At 43.6% G+C, this 23,078-nt stretch carries 21 protein-coding genes and 1 pseudogene; 18 read left to right on the forward strand and 4 right to left on the reverse strand.

Annotation, left to right across the window (positions count from 1 at the left end; all coding sequences use genetic code 11):
- Positions 1 to 9 precede the first annotated feature (9 nt).
- Positions 10 to 1,236: a dipicolinic acid transporter SpoVV gene (gene spoVV / locus M0696_RS08190; RefSeq protein WP_166853191.1), complete on the reverse strand. Its 1,227-nt coding sequence runs from the start codon at positions 1,234 to 1,236 to the stop codon at positions 10 to 12.
- 180 nt (positions 1,237 to 1,416) lie between these two features.
- Between spoVV and M0696_RS08195 the strand changes: the two genes are divergently transcribed.
- A complete protein-coding gene (locus M0696_RS08195) occupies positions 1,417 to 2,199 on the forward strand; it encodes a patatin family protein (protein ID WP_166853190.1) in 783 nt (260 codons plus the stop codon).
- Between the two features lies 1 nt (position 2,200).
- Positions 2,201 to 3,226, forward strand: coding sequence for a protease DdcP (ddcP, locus tag M0696_RS08200; RefSeq protein ID WP_019714317.1), 1,026 nt, complete (start codon positions 2,201 to 2,203; stop codon positions 3,224 to 3,226).
- A gap of 16 nt (positions 3,227 to 3,242) precedes the next feature.
- Here ddcP and M0696_RS08205 read toward each other — a convergent pair whose 3' ends face one another.
- A complete protein-coding gene (locus tag M0696_RS08205) occupies positions 3,243 to 4,490 on the reverse strand; it encodes a nucleotidyltransferase (protein WP_248602679.1) in 1,248 nt (415 codons plus the stop codon).
- A pseudogene (locus M0696_RS08210) lies at positions 4,487 to 4,672 on the reverse strand (hypothetical protein). Before M0696_RS08210 ends, M0696_RS08205 begins: the two are co-directional and overlap by 4 nt.
- 27 nt (positions 4,673 to 4,699) lie before the next feature.
- Here M0696_RS08210 and M0696_RS08215 point away from each other — a divergent pair.
- From M0696_RS08215 to gerR, 3 genes are all read left to right on the forward strand, one after another.
- Positions 4,700 to 5,218 carry a YceD family protein gene (locus M0696_RS08215; RefSeq protein ID WP_248602680.1) on the forward strand — a complete coding sequence of 173 codons (519 nt, stop codon included), beginning with the start codon at positions 4,700 to 4,702 and terminating at the stop codon, positions 5,216 to 5,218.
- 21 nt (positions 5,219 to 5,239) lie between these two features.
- Positions 5,240 to 5,419 carry a 50S ribosomal protein L32 gene (rpmF, locus tag M0696_RS08220; protein WP_003154457.1) on the forward strand — a complete coding sequence of 60 codons (180 nt, stop codon included), beginning with the start codon at positions 5,240 to 5,242 and terminating at the stop codon, positions 5,417 to 5,419.
- Between the two features lie 145 nt (positions 5,420 to 5,564).
- The gene (gene gerR / locus M0696_RS08225) at positions 5,565 to 6,146 is read left to right on the forward strand and encodes a sporulation-specific transcriptional regulator GerR (protein WP_079287714.1); all 582 of its coding nucleotides are present in this window, start codon (positions 5,565 to 5,567) and stop codon (positions 6,144 to 6,146) included.
- Between the two features lie 55 nt (positions 6,147 to 6,201).
- On the opposite strand, the gene M0696_RS08230 is transcribed toward gerR, so the two are convergent.
- Positions 6,202 to 6,684 carry an N-acetyltransferase gene (locus M0696_RS08230; protein ID WP_014113703.1) on the reverse strand — a complete coding sequence of 161 codons (483 nt, stop codon included), beginning with the start codon at positions 6,682 to 6,684 and terminating at the stop codon, positions 6,202 to 6,204.
- A 159-nt stretch (positions 6,685 to 6,843) separates the two neighbouring features.
- Here M0696_RS08230 and M0696_RS08235 point away from each other — a divergent pair, with 159 nt between their 5' ends.
- The 13 genes from M0696_RS08235 (at position 6,844) to murB (ending at position 23,025) form a co-directional block, all read left to right on the forward strand.
- The gene (locus M0696_RS08235; RefSeq protein WP_166853184.1) at positions 6,844 to 7,740 is read left to right on the forward strand and encodes a 2-dehydropantoate 2-reductase; all 897 of its coding nucleotides are present in this window, start codon (positions 6,844 to 6,846) and stop codon (positions 7,738 to 7,740) included.
- A 70-nt stretch (positions 7,741 to 7,810) separates the two neighbouring features.
- A complete protein-coding gene (gene bshC / locus M0696_RS08240) occupies positions 7,811 to 9,430 on the forward strand; it encodes a bacillithiol biosynthesis cysteine-adding enzyme BshC (protein ID WP_248602681.1) in 1,620 nt (539 codons plus the stop codon).
- Between the two features lie 125 nt (positions 9,431 to 9,555).
- Positions 9,556 to 9,987, forward strand: a complete 432-nt coding sequence (gene mraZ, locus M0696_RS08245; RefSeq protein WP_003221402.1) for a division/cell wall cluster transcriptional repressor MraZ — start codon at positions 9,556 to 9,558, stop codon at positions 9,985 to 9,987.
- A 69-nt stretch (positions 9,988 to 10,056) separates the two neighbouring features.
- Positions 10,057 to 10,992 carry a 16S rRNA (cytosine(1402)-N(4))-methyltransferase RsmH gene (gene rsmH, locus M0696_RS08250; protein ID WP_166853180.1) on the forward strand — a complete coding sequence of 312 codons (936 nt, stop codon included), beginning with the start codon at positions 10,057 to 10,059 and terminating at the stop codon, positions 10,990 to 10,992.
- Between the two features lie 39 nt (positions 10,993 to 11,031).
- The gene (ftsL, locus tag M0696_RS08255) at positions 11,032 to 11,385 is read left to right on the forward strand and encodes a cell division protein FtsL (protein ID WP_166853178.1); all 354 of its coding nucleotides are present in this window, start codon (positions 11,032 to 11,034) and stop codon (positions 11,383 to 11,385) included.
- A gap of 5 nt (positions 11,386 to 11,390) precedes the next feature.
- Complete coding sequence (gene pbpB / locus M0696_RS08260) at positions 11,391 to 13,535, forward strand: penicillin-binding protein 2B (RefSeq protein ID WP_487046756.1); 2,145 nt, start codon at positions 11,391 to 11,393, stop codon at positions 13,533 to 13,535.
- 134 nt (positions 13,536 to 13,669) lie between these two features.
- Positions 13,670 to 15,610: a stage V sporulation protein D gene (locus M0696_RS08265; RefSeq protein ID WP_166853174.1), complete on the forward strand. Its 1,941-nt coding sequence runs from the start codon at positions 13,670 to 13,672 to the stop codon at positions 15,608 to 15,610.
- Between the two features lie 174 nt (positions 15,611 to 15,784).
- Entirely contained in the window at positions 15,785 to 17,269 is a 1,485-nt protein-coding gene (locus M0696_RS08270; RefSeq protein ID WP_248602683.1) for a UDP-N-acetylmuramoyl-L-alanyl-D-glutamate--2,6-diaminopimelate ligase, read from the forward strand.
- A 111-nt stretch (positions 17,270 to 17,380) separates the two neighbouring features.
- Positions 17,381 to 18,355 (forward strand): phospho-N-acetylmuramoyl-pentapeptide-transferase, encoded by a 975-nt coding sequence (mraY, locus tag M0696_RS08275; RefSeq protein ID WP_003238695.1) that lies wholly within the window; start codon positions 17,381 to 17,383, stop codon positions 18,353 to 18,355.
- A complete protein-coding gene (gene murD / locus M0696_RS08280) occupies positions 18,356 to 19,711 on the forward strand; it encodes a UDP-N-acetylmuramoyl-L-alanine--D-glutamate ligase (RefSeq protein WP_222142782.1) in 1,356 nt (451 codons plus the stop codon).
- 60 nt (positions 19,712 to 19,771) lie between these two features.
- A complete protein-coding gene (gene spoVE, locus M0696_RS08285; RefSeq protein WP_003244810.1) occupies positions 19,772 to 20,872 on the forward strand; it encodes a stage V sporulation protein E in 1,101 nt (366 codons plus the stop codon).
- Positions 20,873 to 20,990: 118 nt separating this feature from the next.
- The gene (gene murG, locus M0696_RS08290) at positions 20,991 to 22,082 is read left to right on the forward strand and encodes an undecaprenyldiphospho-muramoylpentapeptide beta-N-acetylglucosaminyltransferase (protein WP_166853168.1); all 1,092 of its coding nucleotides are present in this window, start codon (positions 20,991 to 20,993) and stop codon (positions 22,080 to 22,082) included.
- Between the two features lie 31 nt (positions 22,083 to 22,113).
- Complete coding sequence (gene murB, locus M0696_RS08295) at positions 22,114 to 23,025, forward strand: UDP-N-acetylmuramate dehydrogenase (RefSeq protein ID WP_222142783.1); 912 nt, start codon at positions 22,114 to 22,116, stop codon at positions 23,023 to 23,025.
- Positions 23,026 to 23,078: the final 53 nt, after the last annotated feature.

The following is a 23,078-nucleotide window of genomic DNA, read 5'->3' on the forward strand; positions in this document are numbered from 1 at the left end:
GGTTTTGACTCATCCTTTTTTTGTTCCGTTTGTCAGTCTGTAAGAAAAAATGATAATGTACGTAAACAGCGCGCATAATGTGACAGCAGGTCCAATCTGCACAAGCAGATTCCAGCCGTTTATAAATGCAGTTGGCATCTCGCTGATATTAAGAGATTTGAATACATACTGATACGGATCATGCCATGCCGTATAAAGCGGTTTCCATAAAAGCATGACGAAAACGGCGGCATAAACGCCCTGCAGCAAACGTGCGATAAAGAATGGTTTAAATCTGATATCGGTTTCCGATAAAATACCTGCCACCTGAGCTTGAACAGAAAAGCCGCTAAACCCGAGAATAAAGCTGACGACAATGGCTTTTTGCAGAAGAGAAACATCTGTCTCACTGACAAGCTTGCTTCCTAATGTGATTTCAAACATCCCTGATAAAAGGGGAATGTCCAATTGAGCCGGCAGCTGAAACAAGGCCAGTACACCTTTTGTGAAAATAGACAGAATATCAGTCAGCTGCACGACGGACAACAGCCGGTTAAAGACAGAAAATAAAATAATAAATCCGCCGACCATAAGAAGCGTTTGAACAGAAGAGGTCACGGCGTCGCCTAAAATTTTACCCAGGGGCCGTTTTTCCGCAAGTCTGGCGGTATGCAGAGCGTGTAGAGCATCTTTAATCGAAGGAAAAGGTATTGTTTTCTTCCCTCTGAGATGCTGCTCTTCCTTGCGGCCGTAGGAACGCATCGTTAAACCTACAGCCAGATTCCCCAAATAGTGTGCAGAAGCCAATAAAATGCCCAATGACGCGTTTTGGAAGAAACCGACGGCAACAGCGCCGAAGATAAAGAGCGGGTTTGAAGAATTGGTAAACGACGCAAGCCGTTCTGCTTCTACTCTTGAAATTTGTTTTTCCTGCCGCAGACGGGCAGTGAGTTTTGCTCCCGCTGGGTTTCCTGATGCCATTCCCATAGCAAGAACGAAGCCGCCGACACCGGGCACGCGAAAGATCGGCCGCATAAAAGGCTCAAGCAAAACACCGACAAACCGCACAATGCCAAAACCGATTAGAAGTTCTGACAGAATAAAAAATGGCAGCAATGACGGAAACACAACCTCCCACCACATAGAAAGCCCGGTTTTAGAGGCTTCGAATGAGGCCTGCGGATGTGAGATGACAGTCGCTGTTAAAAAAAGAAAAAACGAAGCAATCAAAAGTGTGTTAATCTTCGACAAGTTCATTCTTACCTCCCCGATGCTAAAAATGCCCAATGACATATATATCATGATAAAATAATGTATGACACGAAACGGCCAAGCAGTACCTGTCCTCTTGATTCTTTGTACTAATATACGAGCATAGGGGTTCAGTTTAGACCATAGAATTCGGTATACAGGGAATTCAGGCAGGAGGTTAACGCGTTGGCCAAACCTAAAATCGGGTTAGCGTTAGGATCGGGAGGGGCCAGAGGGATTGCTCATCTCGGTGTACTTTCCAGTTTACATAAGCACCAAATTGAAGTAGATATGATTGCGGGGAGCAGCATGGGCGCTTTGGTGGGCAGTTTCTATGCAGCCGGCCATGATGTGGCAACCATGAAAAAAGTCGCCAAAGCCTTTAAACGGCGGCTTTATGCTGATTATACGGTGCCCAGGCTTGGTTTTTTAAAAGGTGACCGCGTCAGGCAGCTTGTGCATGCTTATACATTCGGAAAACCGATCGAAGAGCTTCAAATCCCGCTGGGCATTGTGGCGTGTGATTTACAGACGGGAGAAAAGATTGTGTTTCGCAAAGGCTCAGTGTCAGATGCGGTGCGGGCCAGCATCAGCATACCGGGTATTTTTATTCCGCAGAAGCTGGACGGACGGCTTCTTGTAGACGGCGCGGTTGTCGATCGAATTCCGGTTTCGGTTGTAAAAGACATGGGGGCTGATATCATCATCGCATCGGATGTCTCCAGGGTTCGAAAAACTGAAACGGCGGCGCATATTTTTGATGTGATTATGCAAAGTATGGATATACTGCAAAATGAATTGGTGCGACATCAAACGATCGCCGCAGATATCATGATTCGCCCTTCTCTTGAAACATACAGCTCAAGCTCGTTTGCCAATATTGAAGCAATGATATCGGCAGGCGAGGAGGCGACAAACCGCATGATCAGCAAGATAAGAAAAGAAATAGAGAATTGGGAGGGCTCATAATTTGCTGCGTAAAAAACATTTTAGCTGGATGCTTGTCATCCTCATTCTGATTGCCGTTTTATCATTTATAAAACTTCCATACTATATTACAAAACCGGGAGAAGCGACAGAGCTTGCTTCACTGATAAAAGTGGAGGGAGGCTACCCGGAAACAGGGAGCCTGTCCTTAATGACTGTCAAAGTGGGGCCGGCTAATCCGTTTACATATGTGTGGGCAAAGATGCACCCTTATTATGAAATTGTTCCTGATGAGAGCATCAAGGAAGAAGGTGAATCAGATAAGGAGTATATGAAAAGGCAGCTCCAAATGATGCAAAGCTCGCAAGAAAACGCGGTTATAGCCGCCTATCAAAAGGCAGGAAAAAAAGTTAGCTATTCGTTTAACGGCATATACGCTAGCTCAGTTGTAGAAAACATGCCTGCGAAAGGGAAAATAGAAGTCGGTGATAAAATCATCAGTGCAGACGGAAAAAACTATCAGTCTGCTGAAAAGCTGATTGATTATATCAGCAGCAAAAAAGCGGGAGATAAAGTCGCGTTAAAAATCGAAAGAGAAGAAAAAGAAAAGCGTGTCACTCTTACGTTAAAACAATTCCCTGATGAGCCGGATCGGGCAGGAATCGGAGTTTCGCTCTATACGGACAGAAACGTCAAAGTGGAGCCTGATATTGATTTTGAAATTGAAAATATCGGCGGCCCGTCAGCAGGGTTAATGATGTCTCTTGAAATCTATAATCAGCTGACAAAACCAGACGAAACAAAAGGCTACGATATTGCGGGAACAGGTACAATTGATGTTGACGGAACAGTAGGCCCGATCGGCGGCATAGATCAAAAAGTCGTTGCCGCAGACAAAGCCGGAAAAGACATTTTCTTTGCGCCAAATCAAAACGGCGCCAATAATTCCGATTATAAAAATGCTGTAAAAACAGCAAAAGATATTGATTCAGATATGAAGATTGTGCCTGTTGATACGATGCAGGATGCGATTGATTATTTGAATAAGCTGAAAGCAAAAAGCACCTGATATTCAGGTGCTTTTTCTATATATTTAAAAAACGTTGTTCATCCTCGTCATATCGAATTGGTGCATGTCCGTATTCCTGCAGGTCAAACTCAGTTCTCAGCGGTTCTTCTATCGGCAGGCTGTAGATTCTGCTTGCTTTTATATCCAGATCGAGAGCTGAATGGGAGAAAGAGGACAATTTGCTTACAAGCGGTACAGACAGCACTTTTTTCTTTTCCGATAAATAAGCCTGTCCTTTTTTCGTCATGCCGAGAAGCCTGATATAAGGCACCTTTTCGTCGTTAAGCAGCTTGTGCATATCTTGTTTATTCGTTCTGGTTAGAATGTGCGTGTTCATCCGCTGGATCCTTGTCCACGTATAACGTTTTGTTTTCAGCAGCTCCATAAATTCCTGGTAGGAGCTGGCTTTTCTGATCGAACGGAGAATTCTGTGCTCTAAGCCCTCCTCCACCTCGTATACTTGCTGTAATTCCTGTGCTGTTACAGTTGATAGGCTGTATTTTAAATAAGAAAAATAGCTTTCAGGTGTATGCCACAGTCCAAAAGATTTGTGGTAATATGCTAATTCACGTGCAGATACAGCAGGGAGAAAACGAAGGCAGGCTTCAAGATTCTGTTCAACCATTGCTTTTCTGATGCTCGTGGCGCTTGCGATATGGTTTTCGCCTCCAGGAAGGTCGGCATCATGATAGTCCGAGGAGATGCGCGCTGTGGTACAAGGTTTCATCGGATATCCCCCGGAAAGAATGGAAGTCACATAATGGTATCCCAGAATGTTATTTGGTTTTGATAAATCAAGTGTACTTTCGGTATGTAAAATGGAGCTGTAGGCGATAGCTGCCGCGGCTGGATAACTGACACCCTTTTTAAGTTCTTCTTTAATACGCTGATCAAATGTATGTTTATGCTCATCAATAAGCTTTGCTGTTTCTAAAAAAGGCCCAATATCGCCATTTTCACTACCGAAAAACAGCGCCTCGCATCCAAGTTTGTTCAGGATGGAAACACTGCCGCGTGCAAAAATCTCCGCTTTTTGCACCGCATAAAGATATGGCAGCTCAATGACAAGATCGACTCCGCTTTGCAGCGCCATTTTTGTTCGGGCCCATTTTGATACTACAGCCGGTTCTCCGCGCTGTAAAAAATGTCCGCTCATTACCGCGACAGCCGTGTCGCAACCGGTTTGCCGCTTTGCTGTTTGGGCATGATAAAGGTGACCGTTATGAAAGGGATTATATTCAACCACCAATCCGACAGCTTTCATATTTTTTCCGCCTTTCTTGCTATGTTTAAAAACGTATGGTACATTTGCAAATGAAAACTTTTACGTCTTATTTTTATTTTAAGTGTATGCATCGCCTATTCCGCTGTCAATGATACTTGAATGGCAGCATTATGCTGTAAAGAAAAAATATTGACAAAAACAATCTTAAAAGCTATAATCATGTTTGTTGCTTTCATGAGGTGATACAAATGAAATGGACGATTTATCAGCTGCATCAAATGCCAAAACAAAGTTTTGAGTTTGATGAAACAGTTGAGTTAAATGAGCTGACAAAGCTGAATTCTGACATTCGCCGCATTTCTCCCGTTCGGGTGAAGGGCAGAGCGGATATCAAATCCAAACAGGTTTCGTTTGATTTTGCAATTTCAGGCGAAATGATTTTGCTATGCTCAAGAACACTCGTTGATGTTCCGTATCCATTTGAAATTTCAACAAAAGAACTGTTTATATTTCATCAGACGGATGATATAGAAGATGATGACGTTCACATTGTTGAGGACGATACTGTCGACTTAACTCCGATCGTGAAAGAAGAAATTCTTTTAGAAATCCCTATGCAAATCTTTTGTGAATCTGAACAAGAAAAAGGAGCTGCTCCTCAAGAAGGAAAGGACTGGCAAGTCATTTCGGAGGAAGACAAGAAGAAGCAAGTTGATCCGAGACTCGCAGCCCTTGAAAAGCTCTTAAAACAAGATGATGAATCTTAACTCTTTAAGGAGGTGGGAATAATGGCTGTACCTTTTAGAAGAACTTCTAAAATGAAGAAAAGATTGCGCCGTACACATTTCAAACTTAATGTACCTGGTATGACAGAATGTCCGTCATGCGGAGAGATGAAATTGTCTCACCGTGTATGCAAAGCATGCGGATCATACAACGGCAAAGACATAAATGTAAAAAGTAACTAATAAGAAAAGCGCAGGGTGAAAGCCCTGCGCTTTTTCTTTTTCTCTTCCTGTCAGCTTGCGGAAAATTTGTGAGTGCAAATAGTCTATCTAATCTATTACCGGCATATGTATGAGATAAATAAGCTGACATGGAGGGAGATTGAATTTGACCATTACAAGACAAGATGCTTGGACTCAGGATGAGGATTTGCTGCTGGCAGAAGTGGTGCTTCGTCATATTCGAGAGGGAGGAACACAGCTTTCCGCCTTTGAGGAGGTTGGAAGGGCGCTTACCAGAACCGCGGCAGCCTGTGGTTTCAGGTGGAACTCGTATGTGAGAAAACAATACCAGTCAGGTATAGAGCTTGCGAAAAAGCAGAGGAAAGAACTGAGAAAACAAATCGGCGTACATTCGGTTAATATGCCGAATTCCGTTAAGCAGACTGCCGCGGCAGCGTCAGAAGGAAAACGAGATTTGTCCATACAGGATGTCATTCAATTTCTTGAACAATTCAAAGAAGCGCCGTCTGCACAAGAATTTCAGCTCGAAAGGGAAAAATTGAAGGAGCAAATCCAATCGCTGCAAAACGAGCTTGAGGATTTACGGAGTGAAAATCAAACATTGAGGAACCAGCTAGAGATGACAGAAGAGGATTACAAGGCACTGATCGATATCATGGATCGGGCCAGAAAAATGGTTGTTTCAAAAGAAGATGGAAGAATGAAAAAAGCGGCTCAAGAAACGTAATGAAACGCTTGAAATGAACCGGCCCTAGAGTAAAAATAGGCCGGTTGTTTTATTTCTATGCAGACTCTCCCGGTGTCATCTCATGATCCATATCAGGGTGCCAGATGAGCGGGTTTTCCCCTTTGTCCCGCGCCATATCGTATTTAACAGTTTCAAAATTCATTTTATTCCAAAACTCTGCTGATTTCATTCGCGGATTTGTCCGAATCGGCATTTTGAATGATTTAGCGAATTCAACCAACGCTGTCCCGTATCCCCTGTTCTGGTAGCCTGGAAGAACCTCAAGCTTCCACAGTTCTAAATAATCCTGGCGGTTGTCGAAATAAGGATTCGATTTGCCGTTAACTTGATATAGACTCATTCGCGCTACAAGTTTATCCCCAAAATAAATACCGTAAAAAGGTGAGGTGCTGTCATTTTCAATAATATTATCCTGAAGATCTTCAAGCATTGAAAGCTCCTGAATGCCGTATTCTTTGAATTTCTTGAATTCTTCAAGTGTTTTATAGTTGATTAGCAGACGTTCTACCTTTACCAAACCAATCTCCCCCTTTGTTGTTTCTACATATATTGTAAACGCTTTATTTAAAAAATCCAAATATTTAAACTTTAATTTTAAGCACACGGAATCTTTGAGAAGTAATTTCTTCGTTCTTCTGCTATGATAATACGTAAATGCTAAATTGGGTGTGACATCATGAAAATTGGAATTATCGGCGGAGGTTCCGTCGGTCTTTTATGCGCCTATTATTTGTCACTTCATCACGAGGTGACTGTTGTGACAAGGCGGAAAGAACAGGCTGCGGCCATTCAGTCTGAAGGGATCCGGCTTTATAAAGGCGGAGAAGAATTCAGCGCTGATTGCAGTGCGGACACGAGTATCAAGTCGGATTTTGATCTTCTTGTCGTGACAGTGAAGCAGCATCAGCTTCAGTCTGTTTATCCGTTGCTTGAACGGATCGGGAGAACGAACATATTATTTTTGCAAAACGGCATGGGGCATATCCACGACCTAAAAGACTGGCGCGTAGGCCATTCCATTTATGTTGGAATCGTTGAACACGGAGCTGTAAGAAAATCAGATACAGCTGTTGATCATACAGGCTTAGGTGCGATAAAATGGAGCGCGTTCGACGATGCAGAACCAGAGCGGTTGAACACCTTGCTTCAGCATAATCACTCGGACTTTCCAATTCGTTATGAGACGGATTGGTACCGTCTGCTGACGGGCAAGCTGATTGTAAATGCTTGTATCAATCCGTTAACCGCTTTATTGCGGGTGAAAAATGGAGAACTGCTGGCAACGCCAGCTTATCTGGCTTTTATGAAGCTGGTTTTTCAAGAGGCTTGCCTTATTTTAAGGCTTGAGGACGAAGCAGAGGCTTGGGAGCGGGTGCGGGCCGTGTGCGGGCAAACGAAAGAAAATCGCTCTTCAATGCTTGTTGACGTCATCGAAGGCAGACAGACAGAAGCTGACGCCATTATCGGATATTTATTGAAGGAAGCAAGCCTTCACAGCCTTGATGCCGTCCACCTGGAGTTTTTATACGGTGGCATAAAAGCTTTGGAGCGAAATACAAACAAAGTCTTTTGAGCTTTTTCTATAACATGCTATACTCATTTCGGATAACTAACTATTTATTGGAGAAAGGAAGTTCTAGAAGATGCAGCTAACTGAACTTTCCATCAAAAATCAGAATGTGTTTGTACAGCACTATATAGATGGCAAAGAAGAAATGTCTTCTTTTTTTGATTACAGCATTCATAATACTGACATGTGGCGCGAAAGACTGAAAGACTTATCCTCCCGTTTTTTCGCAAGAGAGGAATTGGCGGCGTACTTATCCTCTTACCATAACAAATTCGGTTCAAATGCCATGCAGTCTGCTATTGAGAAGCTGAAGGACCCGACAAGTGCCGCTGTTGTCGGCGGACAGCAGGCCGGACTTTTAACAGGACCGCTTTACACGATACATAAAATCATTTCAATCATTGTGTTAGCAAAGGAACAAGAAAAGCAACTGCAGGTGCCTGTCATACCGATCTTCTGGGTGGCCGGAGAAGACCATGATTTGGATGAGATTAATTTTGTCCATACGTCAGAAGAGAGTGGGCCTGTGAAAAAAAAGCTGCCTCAGTCTTACTGGAAGAAGTCTTCGGCAGCGAGCACATCGCTTGATCAAGAAAAATGTGCCGCGTGGATAGATGATGTATTTGCCGCTTTTGAGGAAACTGACCACACGAATGCACTTCTCGACAATGTAAAACGATGTTTAAGGGAATCTGGTACGTTCACTGACTTCTTTGAACTGTTAATCGCGGATCTGTTCCAAGAGGAAGGTTTAGTTTTATTGAATTCTGGAGATCCGGGGATTAAAAAGCTGGAAACGGCCATGTTCCGAAAGATTCTTCGGGAAAATGATGAACTCGCCCGCGCGGTTTCAGATCAGCAGGCCTTCATGCGTAAAGCAGGCTACAAACCGATTATCGAGTCCGGAAAAGAGCAGGCGAATCTGTTTTATGAATATGAAGAAGAACGTTTTTTAATTGAAAAAGATAACGGCCGTTTTGTCATCAAAGAGCTTGATCTCGGATGGACGATGGATGAACTTTATACACATATGGAAGAACATCCCGAGCGCTTCAGCAATAATGTTGTGACGAGGCCCTTAATGCAGGAATACCTCATTCCGACATTAGCATTTATTGCAGGGCCAGGAGAAATCAACTATTGGGGTGAGCTCAAACGGGCCTTTGCGGTGATGGGCTTTAAAATGCCTCCTGTTATGCCGAGGCTGAACATTACGATACTTGAAAGGCATATTGAGAAAAAACTGGTTGAACGGAATATCTCATTACAAGACGCGATTGAACGCGGAACTGAGAATCAAAGAGAGACATACTTTGAGCGCCAGATTCCGGAAGAGTTTACCGCAGTGATGGATCAGGCGAAAACCCAAATTGAAGCGATTCATAAAACAGTCAGGCTGGAGGCGTTAAAGGTTGATCAAAGCATGGAACCTTTACTCTTGAAGAATGCCGCTTTTATTCAGGATCAGCTTCAATTCTTAGAGCGTACTGTGACGAAGCGAATTGAAGAAAAAGAAGGCTACGTCCTGAAGGATTATGAGAGAATCCAAAATAGCATTAAACCGCTGCTTGCACCCCAAGAACGAGTTTGGAATATTATGTATTATTTAAACAGGTACGGTCCAAAATTCTTCACATCATTCAAGAATCTGCCATTTTCTTTTCAAAATCAACATCAAGTTGTCAAACTTTGAAATAAAGTTTTAAAGAACCCTGAATAGTTCAGGGTTTTTTTTTATGGGTAAACAGTGTAAAATGAAGTTGTGGAGAGAAGTGGTGGATAGTGGTGAGTTAAGGAGAGAAAGTGGGGCAAGAGATCATGTTTATGGGTGAATATCAGCATACAATCGATGCAAAAGGCCGCATGATCGTACCCGCTAAATTCAGAGAAGGTCTCGGTGAGCAGTTTGTGCTGACAAGAGGGCTTGATCAATGTCTCTTCGGCTACCCTATGCACGAGTGGAAACAAATTGAAGAAAAACTAAAAGCCCTTCCTCTCACAAAAAAAGATGCCCGTGCATTTACCCGTTTCTTCTTTTCAGGGGCGACCGAATGCGAACTGGACAAGCAAGGCAGGGTAAATATCGCATCTTCTCTATTGAATTACGCCAAACTGGAAAAAGAATGTGTTGTTATCGGGGTTTCTAATCGAATTGAATTGTGGAGTAAAGTAATTTGGGAACAATACACAGAAGAGCAAGAAGATTCATTTGCTGAAATTGCTGAAAACATGATTGGGTTTGATATATAATGATTCTTCGTGTATAACACTCTAAAAACAATTACAATTCATCCTGATAAAAGGTGGGACCAACACATTATGTTTCAACACAAGACAGTACTTCTTCGTGAAACCGTAGACGGGCTCAATATTAAACCGGACGGTACATATGTAGACTGCACACTCGGCGGAGCTGGGCACAGTACATATTTATTGCAGCAGTTATCCGAGAAGGGGCGTTTAATCGCTTTTGACCAAGACGATACGGCATTACAGCATGCGAAAGAAGCGTTGTCCGATTATAAAGGGCAGCTCATTCTGATTAAAAGCAATTTCAGGTATTTAAAAGAATGTTTGAATGAACGTGGCATTACAGAAGTAGACGGTATTTTATTTGATTTAGGGGTGTCTTCTCCGCAGCTGGATACACCGGAACGCGGATTCAGTTATCATCATGACGCACCGTTGGACATGAGGATGGACCAGTCGGCCACACTTACGGCGAAAGAAGTCGTTAATGAGTGGCGCTATGAGGATCTTGTCCGTATCTTCTTTAAATACGGCGAAGAGAAGTTCAGTAAACAGATCGCCAGAAAAATTGAGGAGGCAAGAATCAAATCTCCTATTCAAACTACGGGCCAACTGGTCGATCTAATAAAAGACGCGATTCCCGCTCCAGCGAGAAGGAGCGGAGGACATCCTGCTAAACGCGTGTTTCAGGCAATCAGAATTGCTGTGAACGATGAACTTAAGGTGTTTGAAGAGGCTTTGGAGCAGGCAATTGAGGTTCTGAAGCCAGGGGGAAGGGTATCAGTCATTACCTTCCACTCGCTTGAAGACAGAATTTGCAAATCCACTTTTAAAGAAAAGTCGTCACTTCCGGAACTTCCTCCGGGTCTTCCTGTCATACCGGAAGAGTTTGAACCGGAGCTGAAGCTCATCACACGAAAACCGATTACGGCATCTCAAGAAGAGCTTGAAGAAAACAACCGGGCCCGTTCTGCGAAGCTTCGGATTGCCGAAAAAAGAAAATAACGAAACGCGAAAGCAAAATTAAAAGGAGGTCATCAGCCTATGAGCAATTTAGCTTACCAACCAGAGAAACAGCAGCGGCATGCGGTCAGTCCTGAGAAAAAAGTGATTGTCAAAAAAAGGGCTTCCATTACTCTCGGAGAAAAAGTGCTCCTTGTCCTCTTTGCTGCGGCGGTGCTTAGCGTATCGCTTTTGATTGTATCGAAAGCGTATGCGGCATATCAAACCAATATTGAGGTGCAAAAACTTGAGGAGCAAATTTCAGCCGAAAACAAGCAAATTGGTGACCTCGAAAAAAATGTTGCTGACTTAAGCAAACCGCAGCGCATTATGGACATTGCGAAAAAGAACGGCTTGGATTTAAAAGATAAAAAAGTGAAAAACATACAGGAATGATTCAAATGCCAAAAAAGAATAAATTTATGAATAGGGGAGCAGCGATTCTAAGTATTTGTTTCGCTCTCTTTTTCTTTGTCATCCTGGGTAGAATGGCATATATTCAAATAACCGGAAAAGCGGACGGTGAAGTGCTTGCGACAAAAGCGACAGAGCAGCATGAAAAGAAACGGACCATCGAAGCAAGCCGCGGCTCGATTTTAGACCGAAACGGAAAAGTGATTGCAGAGGACACAGCGACGTATAAGCTGATTGCCATCCTCGATAAAAAAATGACGACTGATGTTAAGCATCCTCAGCATGTCCAAAACAAAGAAAAAACGGCAGAAGCGCTATCTAAAGTGATAAAAATGGATAAGGCTGATATCCTTGATATCTTAAATAAGGAGGGTGCGAAACAAGTTGAATTTGGCTCAGCGGGCCGTGATATTACGTATTCGCAAAAGCAAAAAATCGAAAAGCTGAACCTCCCGGGCATTTCATTTTTACGGGATACAAAACGCTACTATCCAAACGGCGTTTTTGCATCCAATTTAATCGGCTATGCCGAGGTTGATCAAAAAACAAATGAAATTTCCGGCGCGATGGGATTAGAAAAAGTGCTGGATAAGTATTTGAAGGAGCGGGACGGATATGTGACATATGAAAGTGACAAATCCGGCTGGGAGCTCCCGAACAGCAAAAATAAAATTACAGCACCAAAAAATGGGGACAATGTTTATTTAACCATTGACCAGAAAATTCAAACCTTTTTGGAAGACAGCATGACAAAAGTGGCAAAAAAGTATAATCCGAAAAAAATCATGGCCGCAGTCGTCGATCCGAAAACGGGCAAAGTGCTTGCCATGGGACAGCGTCCAAGCTTTGACCCGAACACACGCGATGTGACGAACTACTATAATGATTTAATTTCATATGCGTATGAACCTGGATCAACGATGAAGATTTTTACACTTGCTGCTGCGATACAGGAGAATGTGTATAACGGCAATGAAAAGTACAAGTCCGGAACATACAAAGTAGGCGGAGGAATAGTAAGAGACCATAATGAAGGGGTAGGCTGGGGGCCAACAACATACCATGATGGTGTAGTGAGGTCTTCTAATGTGGCTTTTGCCAAACTGGCTAATGAAAAGCTAGGCTATACCCGTCTAAATGAATATCTTCATAAATTCAATTTCTATCAAAAAACGGGTATTGACTTGCCGAATGAAGTATCAAGTAAAATTAACTTTAAATATGAATTTGATAAAGCGTCGACTGCATATGGTCAAGCCTCTGCTGTTACACCAATTCAACAGCTGCAGGCTGCGACTGCAATAGCAAATGACGGTAAAATGATGCAACCTTACGTCATAGACCATATTGTTGATCCTGATACGAAGAAAACCATTTACCAAAATAAACCTCAGTCAGTTGGTACGCCAATCTCTGCAGACACCGCTAAAGAGGTTCGTAATATTTTAGGTGATGTTGTAACATCTGATATCGGTACTGGACGGCCTTATAAAATTGAAGGTTTTGATGTGGCTGTTAAAACTGGAACAGCACAAATTGCCGGACAAAACGGTTATCTGTCTGGCCGCGATAATTACGTATTTTCTGTAATGGGGATGGCGCCTAAAGATGACCCTGAGCTGTTGATCTATGTTGCAGTACAGCAGCCGCAATTAGAGAATGATGAAACGGGCTCAAATCCAGTATCAGAAATCTTCAACCCAACAATGAAAAACAGCTTGCACTACCTGAACATCGAACCAACTGTGAAATCTAATTCAGATAAGGAAGAAACAAAAGCGCAGACCATGCCTGATTTAACAGATCATACGGTAACTGCTGCTCAAAAGAAAGCAAAAGAAGAGAATCTCACACCGATTGTCATCGGCAGTGATGTCGCTGTAAAAGAACAATATCCGATAGCTGATGAGGAAGTTCTCACCAATCAGAAGGTCTTTCTGAAAACGGGCGGCAAAATCAAAATGCCAGATATGACAGGCTGGTCGAGAAGAGAGGTTCTTCAGTACGGCGAGCTGGCGGGAATTCATATTGAAGTAAGCGGCCAAGGCTACGCTGTCAGCCAAAGTGTCAAGAAGGACAAAGAAATAAAAGACAAAACCGTAATCAAGGTTAAGTTTAAAAACCCTGATTAAAAAGAAAGAAAGCTTGCCGGGGATTCTCCCCTTTATGCAGGCTTTCTTTTTTTATACCTTCAGAGGAGCATCGTTCTACCTGTCCAATTACAGACATAAAATGAAACAAGCCTAAATAAGGAGTGAACGGTCTCTTGCGCGTCTCGAATGTAACGGTTAGAAAACGTTTATTATTTGTTTTGCTTTTTGGCGTGATCGTGTTTCTGATCATTGATACAAGGCTGGGGTATGTTCAGTTTGTGATGGGCGAGAAACTGACTTCGCTGGCGAAAGATTCCTGGAGCAGGAACTTGCCGTTTGAACCGGAGAGAGGCGAGATTCTGGATCGGAACGGTGTGAAACTCGCAACAAACAAAAGTGCGCCGACCGTATTCGTCGTGCCGCGCCAAGTTCAGAATCCGATGAAAACGAGCAAGCAGCTTGCGGCGGTTTTAAACATGTCAGAGGAAAAAGTATATAAGCATGTGACAAAAAAAGCGTCAATCGAAAAGATCACTCCTGAAGGGAGAAAGATTTCAAATGAAAAGGCGAAAGAAATCAAAGCGCTTGATTTAAAGGGAGTGTATGTTGCGGAGGACAGTATCCGCCATTACCCATTCGGCAGCTTTTTATCTCATGTGCTTGGATTTGCAGGCATCGACAACCAAGGGCTCCTTGGACTTGAAGCCTATTACGACGATGATCTAAAAGGGGAAAAAGGTTCTGTTAAGTTTTATACAGATGCCAAGGGGAAGAAAATGCCTGATGAAGCGGATGACTACACGCCGCCTAAGGATGGGCTTGATATGAAGCTGACAGTTGATTCAAAGGTTCAGACGATAATGGAAAGAGAGCTTGATAACGCTGAGGCCAAATATCATCCGGACGGTATGATTGCCGTGGCTATGAATCCGAAAAACGGAGAAATATTGGGAATGGCTAGCAGGCCTGACTTTGACCCGGCTGATTATCAATCTGTCGATCCATCCGTCTACAATCGGAATCTGCCGGTATGGAGCACGTATGAGCCGGGATCTACCTTTAAAATTATTACACTTGCAGCAGCACTAGAGGAGCAAAAAGTGAATTTAAAACGTGATCAATTTTTTGATAAAGGGCATGCTGAAGTGGACGGAGCGAGACTGCGGTGCTGGAAAAGAGGCGGGCACGGGCTGCAGACGTATCTAGAAGTTGTACAGAACTCCTGCAACCCGGGGTTTGTTGAATTAGGCGAGCGTCTAGGAAAGAAGAAGCTTTTCAAATATATCAAAGACTTTGGTTTCGGCCAAAAAACGGGAATTGATCTTCAAGGCGAGGGAACAGGAATCTTATTCCCGCTTGATAGAGTAGGTCCGGTAGAACAAGCGACTACGGCTTTCGGACAGGGGGTATCTGTCACGCCGATTCAGCAGGTTGCAGCCGTATCTGCCGCTGTAAACGGAGGAACGCTCTACACGCCTTATATTGCAAAGGAATGGATCGACCCTGTAACGAAAAAAACGGTTAAAAAACAATCACCAATCGCAAAGAAACAAGTCATTTCTGAGGAAACATCAAAACAAATCCGCTATGCACTAGAGAGCGTCGTCGCAGAAGGCACGGGCCGCAACGCATTTGTTGAAGGATATCGTGTCGGCGGAAAAACGGGAACTGCACAAAAGGTTAAAGATGGAAAATACCTTGAAAACAACCATATTGTATCATTTATCGGTTTCGCGCCGGCTGACGATCCGAGTCTTGTCGTCTATGTCGCGGTGGATAACCCGAAAGGTACGATTCAGTTTGGCGGAACGGTTGCAGCGCCAATTGTCGGTAATATTATGAGAGACAGCCTGCCGGAGCTTGGTGTGAAGCCTCGGAAAAATCAAATCGAGAAAAAATACCAATGGAACGACACAAAAACAGTAGAAGTTCCGAATGTTGTAGGGATGTCTGTCTCAGATCTTGAGTCACTTTTGGTGAATCTCAATGTAGATGCTTCCGGAAAAGGAAGCAAAATCGTTAAACAATCGCCAGCTGCCGGAACGAAAGTAAAAGAGGGCTCAAAGATACGCGTTTATTTGACTGAAGAAGATGAAAAGGAGGCAGCCGATTAATTCGGGCTGCCTATTCTTTTATTGCAGAAAAAATGCTGATATCTTTCAAGATTAGCTGGATGTATCCTTTTATTTACGCTAAAATATGAACTGTATGCTTAAAATCATTATCACATTATTTGATGTGACTTCAATGATAAAAGAACGAATTAGAATGTTGAGAGGTTTGATACGATGAAACTTACAAAGCTGCTTACATACTTAACAACCGAACCTTCTGTAAACGACTCACAAGACCCTGAAATAACTTCAATTGAGATGGACTCCAGAGAAGTAAAGAAAGGGAGTCTTTTTGTATGTGTAAAAGGGTATACGGTGGATGGTCATGACTTTGCGCAAAAAGCAGTAGAAAGCGGCGCAGTGGCTATTGTGGCAGAAAGAGAGCTCGATGTGGATGTGCCTGTCATTATTGTCCGGCGGTCACTGCGTGCGCTAAGCGTTTTGTCTGATGCGTTTTACGGACAGCCGACAAAGAAGCTTCAGCTGATCGGGATCACAGGCACAAACGGCAAAACATCAACGACCCATATGGTCGATGAGATTATGAAAAAAGCGGGAAAACGCACAGGCTTGATCGGCACCATGTACATGAAAATCGGTGACGAAACACTTCCCGTTAAAAACACGACTCCGGAAAGCGTCACGCTGCAGAAAACGTTTAAGAAAATGAATGACAAGCAAGTTGACACTGCCATCATGGAAGTTTCTTCTCATGCTTTGTCTTTAGGTCGTGTTCATGGCTGTGATTATGATATTGCCGTGTTTACAAATTTAACGCAGGACCATCTGGACTATCATAAAACGATGGATGAGTACCGACAGGCAAAAAGCCTGCTCTTTTCTCAGCTTGGCGGGGCTTTCAATCATGAACATCCAAAGTGTGCCGTACTGAATGCTGACGATGAGGCGAGCGCTTATTTTGAAAAGGTGACTGCAGCGCATATCTCTACATACGGCATTAAAAACAACGCTGATGTGATGGCGAAGAACATCACGATCACTGCACAGGGCACAAGCTTTGATCTTGTGACAGGCAAAGGCACTAAACATATCACGATGTCGCTCGTCGGACAATTTAACGTGTATAACGTGCTGGCAGCTGTTGCAACATGTATCGCAGCAGGCATACCGTTTGAAACGATCACTGCAGCTGTTGAAGAATTGCATGGCGTAAGAGGCCGATTTGAATTGGTTAATCAGCAGCAGGAGTTTCCGGTCATTGTAGATTACGCGCACACGCCGGACAGCCTTGAAAATGTGCTGAAGACTTGCAGAGACATGACGGAAGGAAAGCTTTTTGTTGTTGTCGGCTGCGGGGGAGACAGAGATAAGACGAAACGCCCGAAAATGGCTAAAATCGCTGTGGAGCTGGCTGACGAACCGATTTTCACTTCAGATAATCCGAGAAGCGAAGATCCCCGAGCGATTTTAAGAGATATGGAAGCTGGAGTAGAGAACGAATACTACCACAGCATTGCAAACCGCGAGCAGGCCATCTTTTTCGCGATAGCCAATGCCAAAAAAGGCGACGTTGTTCTCATTGCCGGAAAAGGGCATGAAACCTATCAGCAGATTGGAAGCGAAACTTTCGATTTTGATGATGCTGAAGTGGCGGCGAGAGCCATTGTCGAACTCAATAAAAATAAGACGAATTCATAGGAAAGAGATGTTATTGAATAATGGAGCATGAAAAGATTTTTCATATGGAAAAAAATCATGAATATGATAACTACGTATGTCGTTTGAAAGAAACAGGAGGAGAAAAGGACAATGCTTGAGCAAGTCATTCTGTTTACAATTTTAATGGGGTTTTTAATTAGTGTTCTGCTCTCTCCGATTCTTATACCGTTTTTAAGAAGATTAAAATTCGGCCAGAGTATTAGAGAAGAAGGACCGAAATCACATCAGAAAAAATCAGGGACGCCGACAATGGGCGGGGTCATGATCATACTTTCTATTATTGTGACAACAATTGTTATGACACAGAAATTTTCGGAAATAAGCCCGGAAATGGTGTTGCTTCTGTTTGTTACGCTCGGTTACGGTTTGCTTGGCTTTTTAGATGATTACATAAAGGTCGTCATGAAGCGCAACCTTGGATTGACATCAAAGCAAAAGCTGATCGGACAAATTATCATTGCGGTTGTATTTTATGCCGTGTACCATTACTACAATTTTGCGACGGACATTCGCGTGCCTGGAACTGACTTATCATTTGATCTTGGCTGGGCTTACTTTATCCTAGTGCTCTTTATGCTTGTCGGCGGATCAAATGCGGTTAACCTGACTGACGGTCTTGACGGTTTGTTATCCGGCACAGCTGCGATTGCTTTTGGCGCTTTTGCCATCCTGGCATGGAATCAGTCTCAATATGACGTAGCGATTTTCTCAGTTGCCGTTGTCGGTGCAGTGCTGGGCTTCCTCGTATTTAATGCTCATCCGGCCAAAGTCTTTATGGGAGATACGGGATCGCTTGCATTGGGAGGAGCTATCGTTACCATTGCCATTTTAACGAAATTAGAGATCCTGCTGGTTATCATCGGCGGTGTATTCGTTATCGAGACATTATCCGTTATTCTGCAGGTTATCAGCTTTAAAACGACAGGTAAACGAATCTTTAAAATGAGTCCGCTTCACCACCATTATGAGCTTGTCGGCTGGTCTGAATGGAGAGTAGTCGTGACGTTTTGGGCTGCAGGACTTTTGCTTGCCGTTTTAGGAATTTACATCGAGGTGTGGTTATAAGTGGAAAACGATCAATTTTTACAGAATCAGCATTTTTTAATTCTTGGGCTCGCGAAAAGCGGGTATGCGGCTGCATCCATTCTTCATGACAAAGGCATTTATGTTGCAGTCAACGACCAAAAGCCTTTTGAAGAAAACGAGCCAGCGCAAAAGCTTGCTGAAAAAGGAATCGAGGTTGTTTGCGGAGAGCATCCAGTTTCTCTGTTTGATCAGCATCAAATCACGGTTTTGATCAAAAACCCGGGAATTCCTTATGAAAATATTATGGTTCAGGAAGCGGAAAAAAGAGGCATCCCGGTTTGGACGGAAATTGAGCTCGCTTACTACCTGACAAACGCCAAGTTTATCGGGATTACCGGATCGAACGGAAAAACGACCACGACAACGCTGATTTATGAAATGCTCAAAGCTGACTCGCAAAAAGCACTGATTGCCGGAAACATCGGCACAGTCGCAAGTGAGGTTGCCTATCATGCTGATGGGGATGAATGGATCGTTACTGAACTGTCATCGTTTCAGCTGATGGGAACACACGCTTTCAGACCGGAAATCAGCCTGATTTTAAACGTGTTCGACGCTCATTTGGATTATCACCATACACGAGAAAACTATGAAAAAGCGAAACAGAAAGTGTACCTTCATCAGACTGCCTCAGATAAAGCCATTGTCAACCAGGATGATGAAACCGTCTTGCGTCTGGCTGAAGCTGGAAAAGCCGGTATCGTCCCTTTTTCAGTCAGCAAAACGCTTGAAAAGGGCGCTTATGTAAAAGACGGTATGATTATGTTCAACGGCGAAGCCATTCTTCCTCTGGAAGAGGTTGTGCTGCCCGGCGCTCATAACCTGGAAAACATTCTAGCTGCCGTTGCAGTTGTGAAAACGGCAGGAGTATCCAACGAAGCAGTCAAAAAGGTGCTGACAAGCTTTACTGGCGTGAAGCACCGTCTCCAATATGTCACAACAGTGAAAAACCGCAAGTTTTATAATGACAGTAAAGCAACAAACATTTTGGCGACAAGCAAGGCGCTTTCAGCTTTTGACAAACCGGTCATTCTGCTTGCGGGCGGACTGGATCGCGGAAATGGTTTCGACGACTTAAAACCGTATATGAAGCATGTCAAAGCAGTGCTTACATTTGGCCAGACAGCGCCGAAACTCGAGAAGCTCGGCAATGAGATGGGAATACAACATGTCAAACGTGTCGATAATGTTGAACAAGCAGTATCTGCGGCGTTTGCGCTCTCAAATGAAGGAGATGTCATCCTGCTGTCACCTGCGTGTGCGAGCTGGGATCAATTCAAAACATTTGAAGAACGCGGTGACATGTTTATAGATGCCGTGCATATGCTTAAGTAAGGGCTTGTCTTGAAGTAAATCGACAGCCCTAATGACTTTAAGCTTGGGGTGTCGATTGCTTTGACTACTAAAAAAACATCGCCTGATTTGTTATTGGTCATCATTACGTTATTATTATTAACAATCGGATTAATTATGGTGTACAGTGCGAGTGCTGTTTGGGCGGATTATAAATTTGACGACTCATTCTTTTTCGCGAAACGGCAGCTGCTGTTTGCGGGAATCGGCGTCATTGCCATGTTTTTTATCATGAATGTTGATTATTGGACTTGGAGAACATGGTCCAAGTTGCTGATGGTTATCTGTTTTTTTCTTCTGGTGCTTGTTTTGATACCAGGCGTCGGCATGGTGCGGAACGGTTCAAGAAGCTGGATCGGAGTCGGGGCATTCAGCATACAGCCTTCAGAGTTTATGAAGCTTGCGATGATTGCATTCCTAGCTAAATTTCTCTCTGAAAAACAAAAAAACATAACATCGTTCAGACGGGGGTTCGTCCCGGCACTTGGCATCGTGTTTTCAGCATTTTTGATTATCATGTGCCAGCCTGATCTCGGAACGGGGACAGTAATGGTCGGAACTTGCATTGTCATGATTTTTGTAGCCGGCGCGCGAATCGCCCATTTTGTCTTTCTCGGACTAATCGGCCTCAGCGGGTTTGTTGGACTTGTACTATCGGCTCCTTATCGGATTAAGCGGATTACCTCCTATTTAAATCCGTGGGAAGACCCGCTCGGAAGCGGTTTTCAAATCATTCAATCGCTTTATGCAGTAGGGCCCGGCGGATTGTTCGGAATGGGACTTGGACAAAGCAGACAGAAGTTCTTTTATCTGCCTGAGCCTCAAACAGACTTTATTTTCGCCATCTTGTCAGAGGAGCTTGGTTTTATCGGGGGAACGCTTATTTTGCTTCTCTTCAGCGTTTTGCTGTGGAGAGGGATCAGAATTGCGCTTGGTGCGCCTGATCTGTACGGAAGCTTTGTTGCAGTCGGCATTATTTCAATGATTGCCATTCAAGTCATGATTAATATCGGTGTAGTAACGGGACTTATTCCGGTAACAGGCATCACGCTCCCATTTCTGAGCTACGGAGGCTCTTCATTGACCCTGATGCTGATGGCTGTCGGCGTGCTGCTGAACGTGAGCCGCTACTCGAGGTATTAATGAATGTATTGCCAGGCGTCCTATAAACAGGAAGCTGCAAACAATTGATGCGATAACCCTGTCCAACAAAACAGGGTTATCGTTATGTTATAAAGAAACTTAGACTGGGGGAAGAGATATGCGAATTGCAATAAGCGGAGGCGGTACAGGGGGACATATTTACCCTGCGCTTGCTTTTATTAAAGAAGTGCAGCGCCGTCATCCTGATGTGGAATTTTTATATATCGGAACAGAAAACGGACTGGAGAAAAAAATTGTTGAGCGGGAGAATATACCATTTCGTTCAATTGAAATTACAGGATTTAAACGAAAGCTATCATTTGAAAACGTCAAAACTGTGATGCGTTTTCTGAAAGGCGTAAAAAAGAGCAAATCGTATTTAGCGGAATTTAAGCCCGATGCCGTGATTGGAACGGGCGGTTACGTATGCGGACCGGTTGTCTATGCCGCTGCGAAAATGGGAATTCCGACTATTGTCCATGAACAAAACAGCCTGCCGGGCATCACGAATAAGTTTCTTTCAAAATATGTTAATAAAGTAGCGATTTGTTTTGAAGAAGCAAAATCACATTTTCCTAGCGAGAAAGTTGTATTTACGGGAAACCCGAGAGCTTCTGAAGTCGTCTCAATAAAGACGGGCAGATCAATGGCCGAATTTGGGCTTTCTGAAGAGAAAAAAACGGTCTTAATCTTTGGCGGAAGCCGAGGCGCTGCACCGATTAACCGTGCTGTCATTGACATGCAGGATGCGCTGAAAACAAGAGACTATCAAGTGCTGTATATCACCGGTGAAGTTCACTATGAAAAAGTGATGAATGAGCTGAAAAGCAAGGGTGCCGCTGATAATATGGTCACAAAGCCGTTTCTTCATCAAATGCCAGAGTATTTAAAGGCCATTGATGTCATTGTGGCCAGAGCCGGTGCGACGACGATTGCCGAAATTACTGCTCTCGGAATCCCAAGTGTTTTGATCCCAAGCCCATATGTAACAGCGAATCACCAGGAGGTTAATGCGAGATCTCTCGGCCAGCATGATGCGGCGATTGTTCTGAAAGAAACAGAGCTCAGCGGTGAAAAGCTGATTGATGCGCTTGACCGGATTGTATTGAATGAGCAAACGTTAAAGGAAATGAGCGAACGGACAAAGTCACTCGGTGTTCCTGACGCGGCTGCCCGTTTATACAGCGTACTCGAAGAATTGAAAAAATAATAGAAAAGCAAATGGAATGCGGAGGTTTACGATGGAGAAAGTGATACAGGAATTAAAAGAACGCGAAGTCGGCAAGGTTCTTGCAAATGAACCGCTCGCGAATCATACAACGATGAAAATCGGCGGACCTGCGGATGTATTGGTCATTCCAAGCAGTGTAGATGCTGTCAAAGATATCATGGACGTGATTAAAAAATATGATGTAAAGTGGACAGTCATCGGCCGCGGATCAAATCTTCTTGTTTTAGATGAGGGAATCAGAGGCGTAGTGATTAAGCTGGGCGCAGGCCTTGACCATTTGGAGCTTGAAGGGGAAAAAGTGACGGTCGGAGGCGGTTATTCAGTGGTCCGTCTTGCTACATCATTGAGTAAAAAAGGCCTGTCCGGTTTGGAATTTGCTGCGGGTATACCAGGATCAGTCGGTGGAGCGGTTTATATGAATGCCGGCGCTCACGGTTCTGATATGAGCGAAATCCTCGTCAAAGCACATATTTTATTTGAAGACGGCACGATTGAGTGGCTGACAAATGAACAGATGGATTTCAGCTACAGAACATCTGTATTGCAAAAGAAACGCCCGGGCGTTTGTCTTGAAGCTGTTCTGCAGCTGGAACAGAAGGATAAGGAATCAATCGTTCAGCAAATGCAAAGCAATAAAGACTACAGAAAAAATACACAGCCGTATTCAAGCCCTTGTGCGGGAAGCATATTCAGAAATCCGCTTCCGAATCATGCCGGAAATCTTGTAGAAAAAGCAGGCTTGAAAGGATATCAAATCGGCGGTGCAAAGATATCGGAGATGCACGGAAACTTCATCGTCAATGCAGGCGGAGCATCAGCAAAAGATGTGCTTGATCTCATTGATCATGTGAAAAAGACCATCCGTGAAAAATACGAGATTGATATGCACACAGAGGTTGAAATCATCGGCGAAAATCGCTGATTCAAGTTCTGACTGAAGCTGTTCATATGATATACTGTAAGCAAACGCAAACG

It is taken from the genome of Bacillus rugosus, from assembly GCF_023238245.1.
In the GTDB taxonomy this organism is placed as follows: Bacteria; Bacillota; Bacilli; order Bacillales; family Bacillaceae; genus Bacillus; species Bacillus rugosus.

Bases quoted from the DNA above. Each gene is read 5' to 3' on its own strand.
- rpmF (WP_003154457.1), top strand. From the start codon at position 5,240: ATGGCTGTACCTTTTAGAAGAACTTCTAAAATGAAGAAAAGATTGCGC.
- rsmH (WP_166853180.1), top strand. From the start codon at position 10,057: ATGTTTCAACACAAGACAGTACTTCTTCGTGAAACCGTAGACGGGCTC.
- M0696_RS08235 (WP_166853184.1), top strand. From the start codon at position 6,844: ATGAAAATTGGAATTATCGGCGGAGGTTCCGTCGGTCTTTTATGCGCC.
- mraY (WP_003238695.1), top strand. From the start codon at position 17,381: ATGCTTGAGCAAGTCATTCTGTTTACAATTTTAATGGGGTTTTTAATT.
- pbpB (WP_487046756.1), top strand. From the start codon at position 11,391: ATGCCAAAAAAGAATAAATTTATGAATAGGGGAGCAGCGATTCTAAGT.
- M0696_RS08215 (WP_248602680.1), top strand. From the start codon at position 4,700: ATGAAATGGACGATTTATCAGCTGCATCAAATGCCAAAACAAAGTTTT.
- murB (WP_222142783.1), top strand. From the start codon at position 22,114: ATGGAGAAAGTGATACAGGAATTAAAAGAACGCGAAGTCGGCAAGGTT.
- ftsL (WP_166853178.1), top strand. From the start codon at position 11,032: ATGAGCAATTTAGCTTACCAACCAGAGAAACAGCAGCGGCATGCGGTC.
- bshC (WP_248602681.1), top strand. From the start codon at position 7,811: ATGCAGCTAACTGAACTTTCCATCAAAAATCAGAATGTGTTTGTACAG.
- murG (WP_166853168.1), top strand. From the start codon at position 20,991: ATGCGAATTGCAATAAGCGGAGGCGGTACAGGGGGACATATTTACCCT.
- M0696_RS08270 (WP_248602683.1), top strand. From the start codon at position 15,785: ATGAAACTTACAAAGCTGCTTACATACTTAACAACCGAACCTTCTGTA.
- mraZ (WP_003221402.1), top strand. From the start codon at position 9,556: ATGTTTATGGGTGAATATCAGCATACAATCGATGCAAAAGGCCGCATG.
- spoVV (WP_166853191.1), bottom strand. From the start codon at position 1,236: ATGAACTTGTCGAAGATTAACACACTTTTGATTGCTTCGTTTTTTCTT.
- M0696_RS08205 (WP_248602679.1), bottom strand. From the start codon at position 4,490: ATGAAAGCTGTCGGATTGGTGGTTGAATATAATCCCTTTCATAACGGT.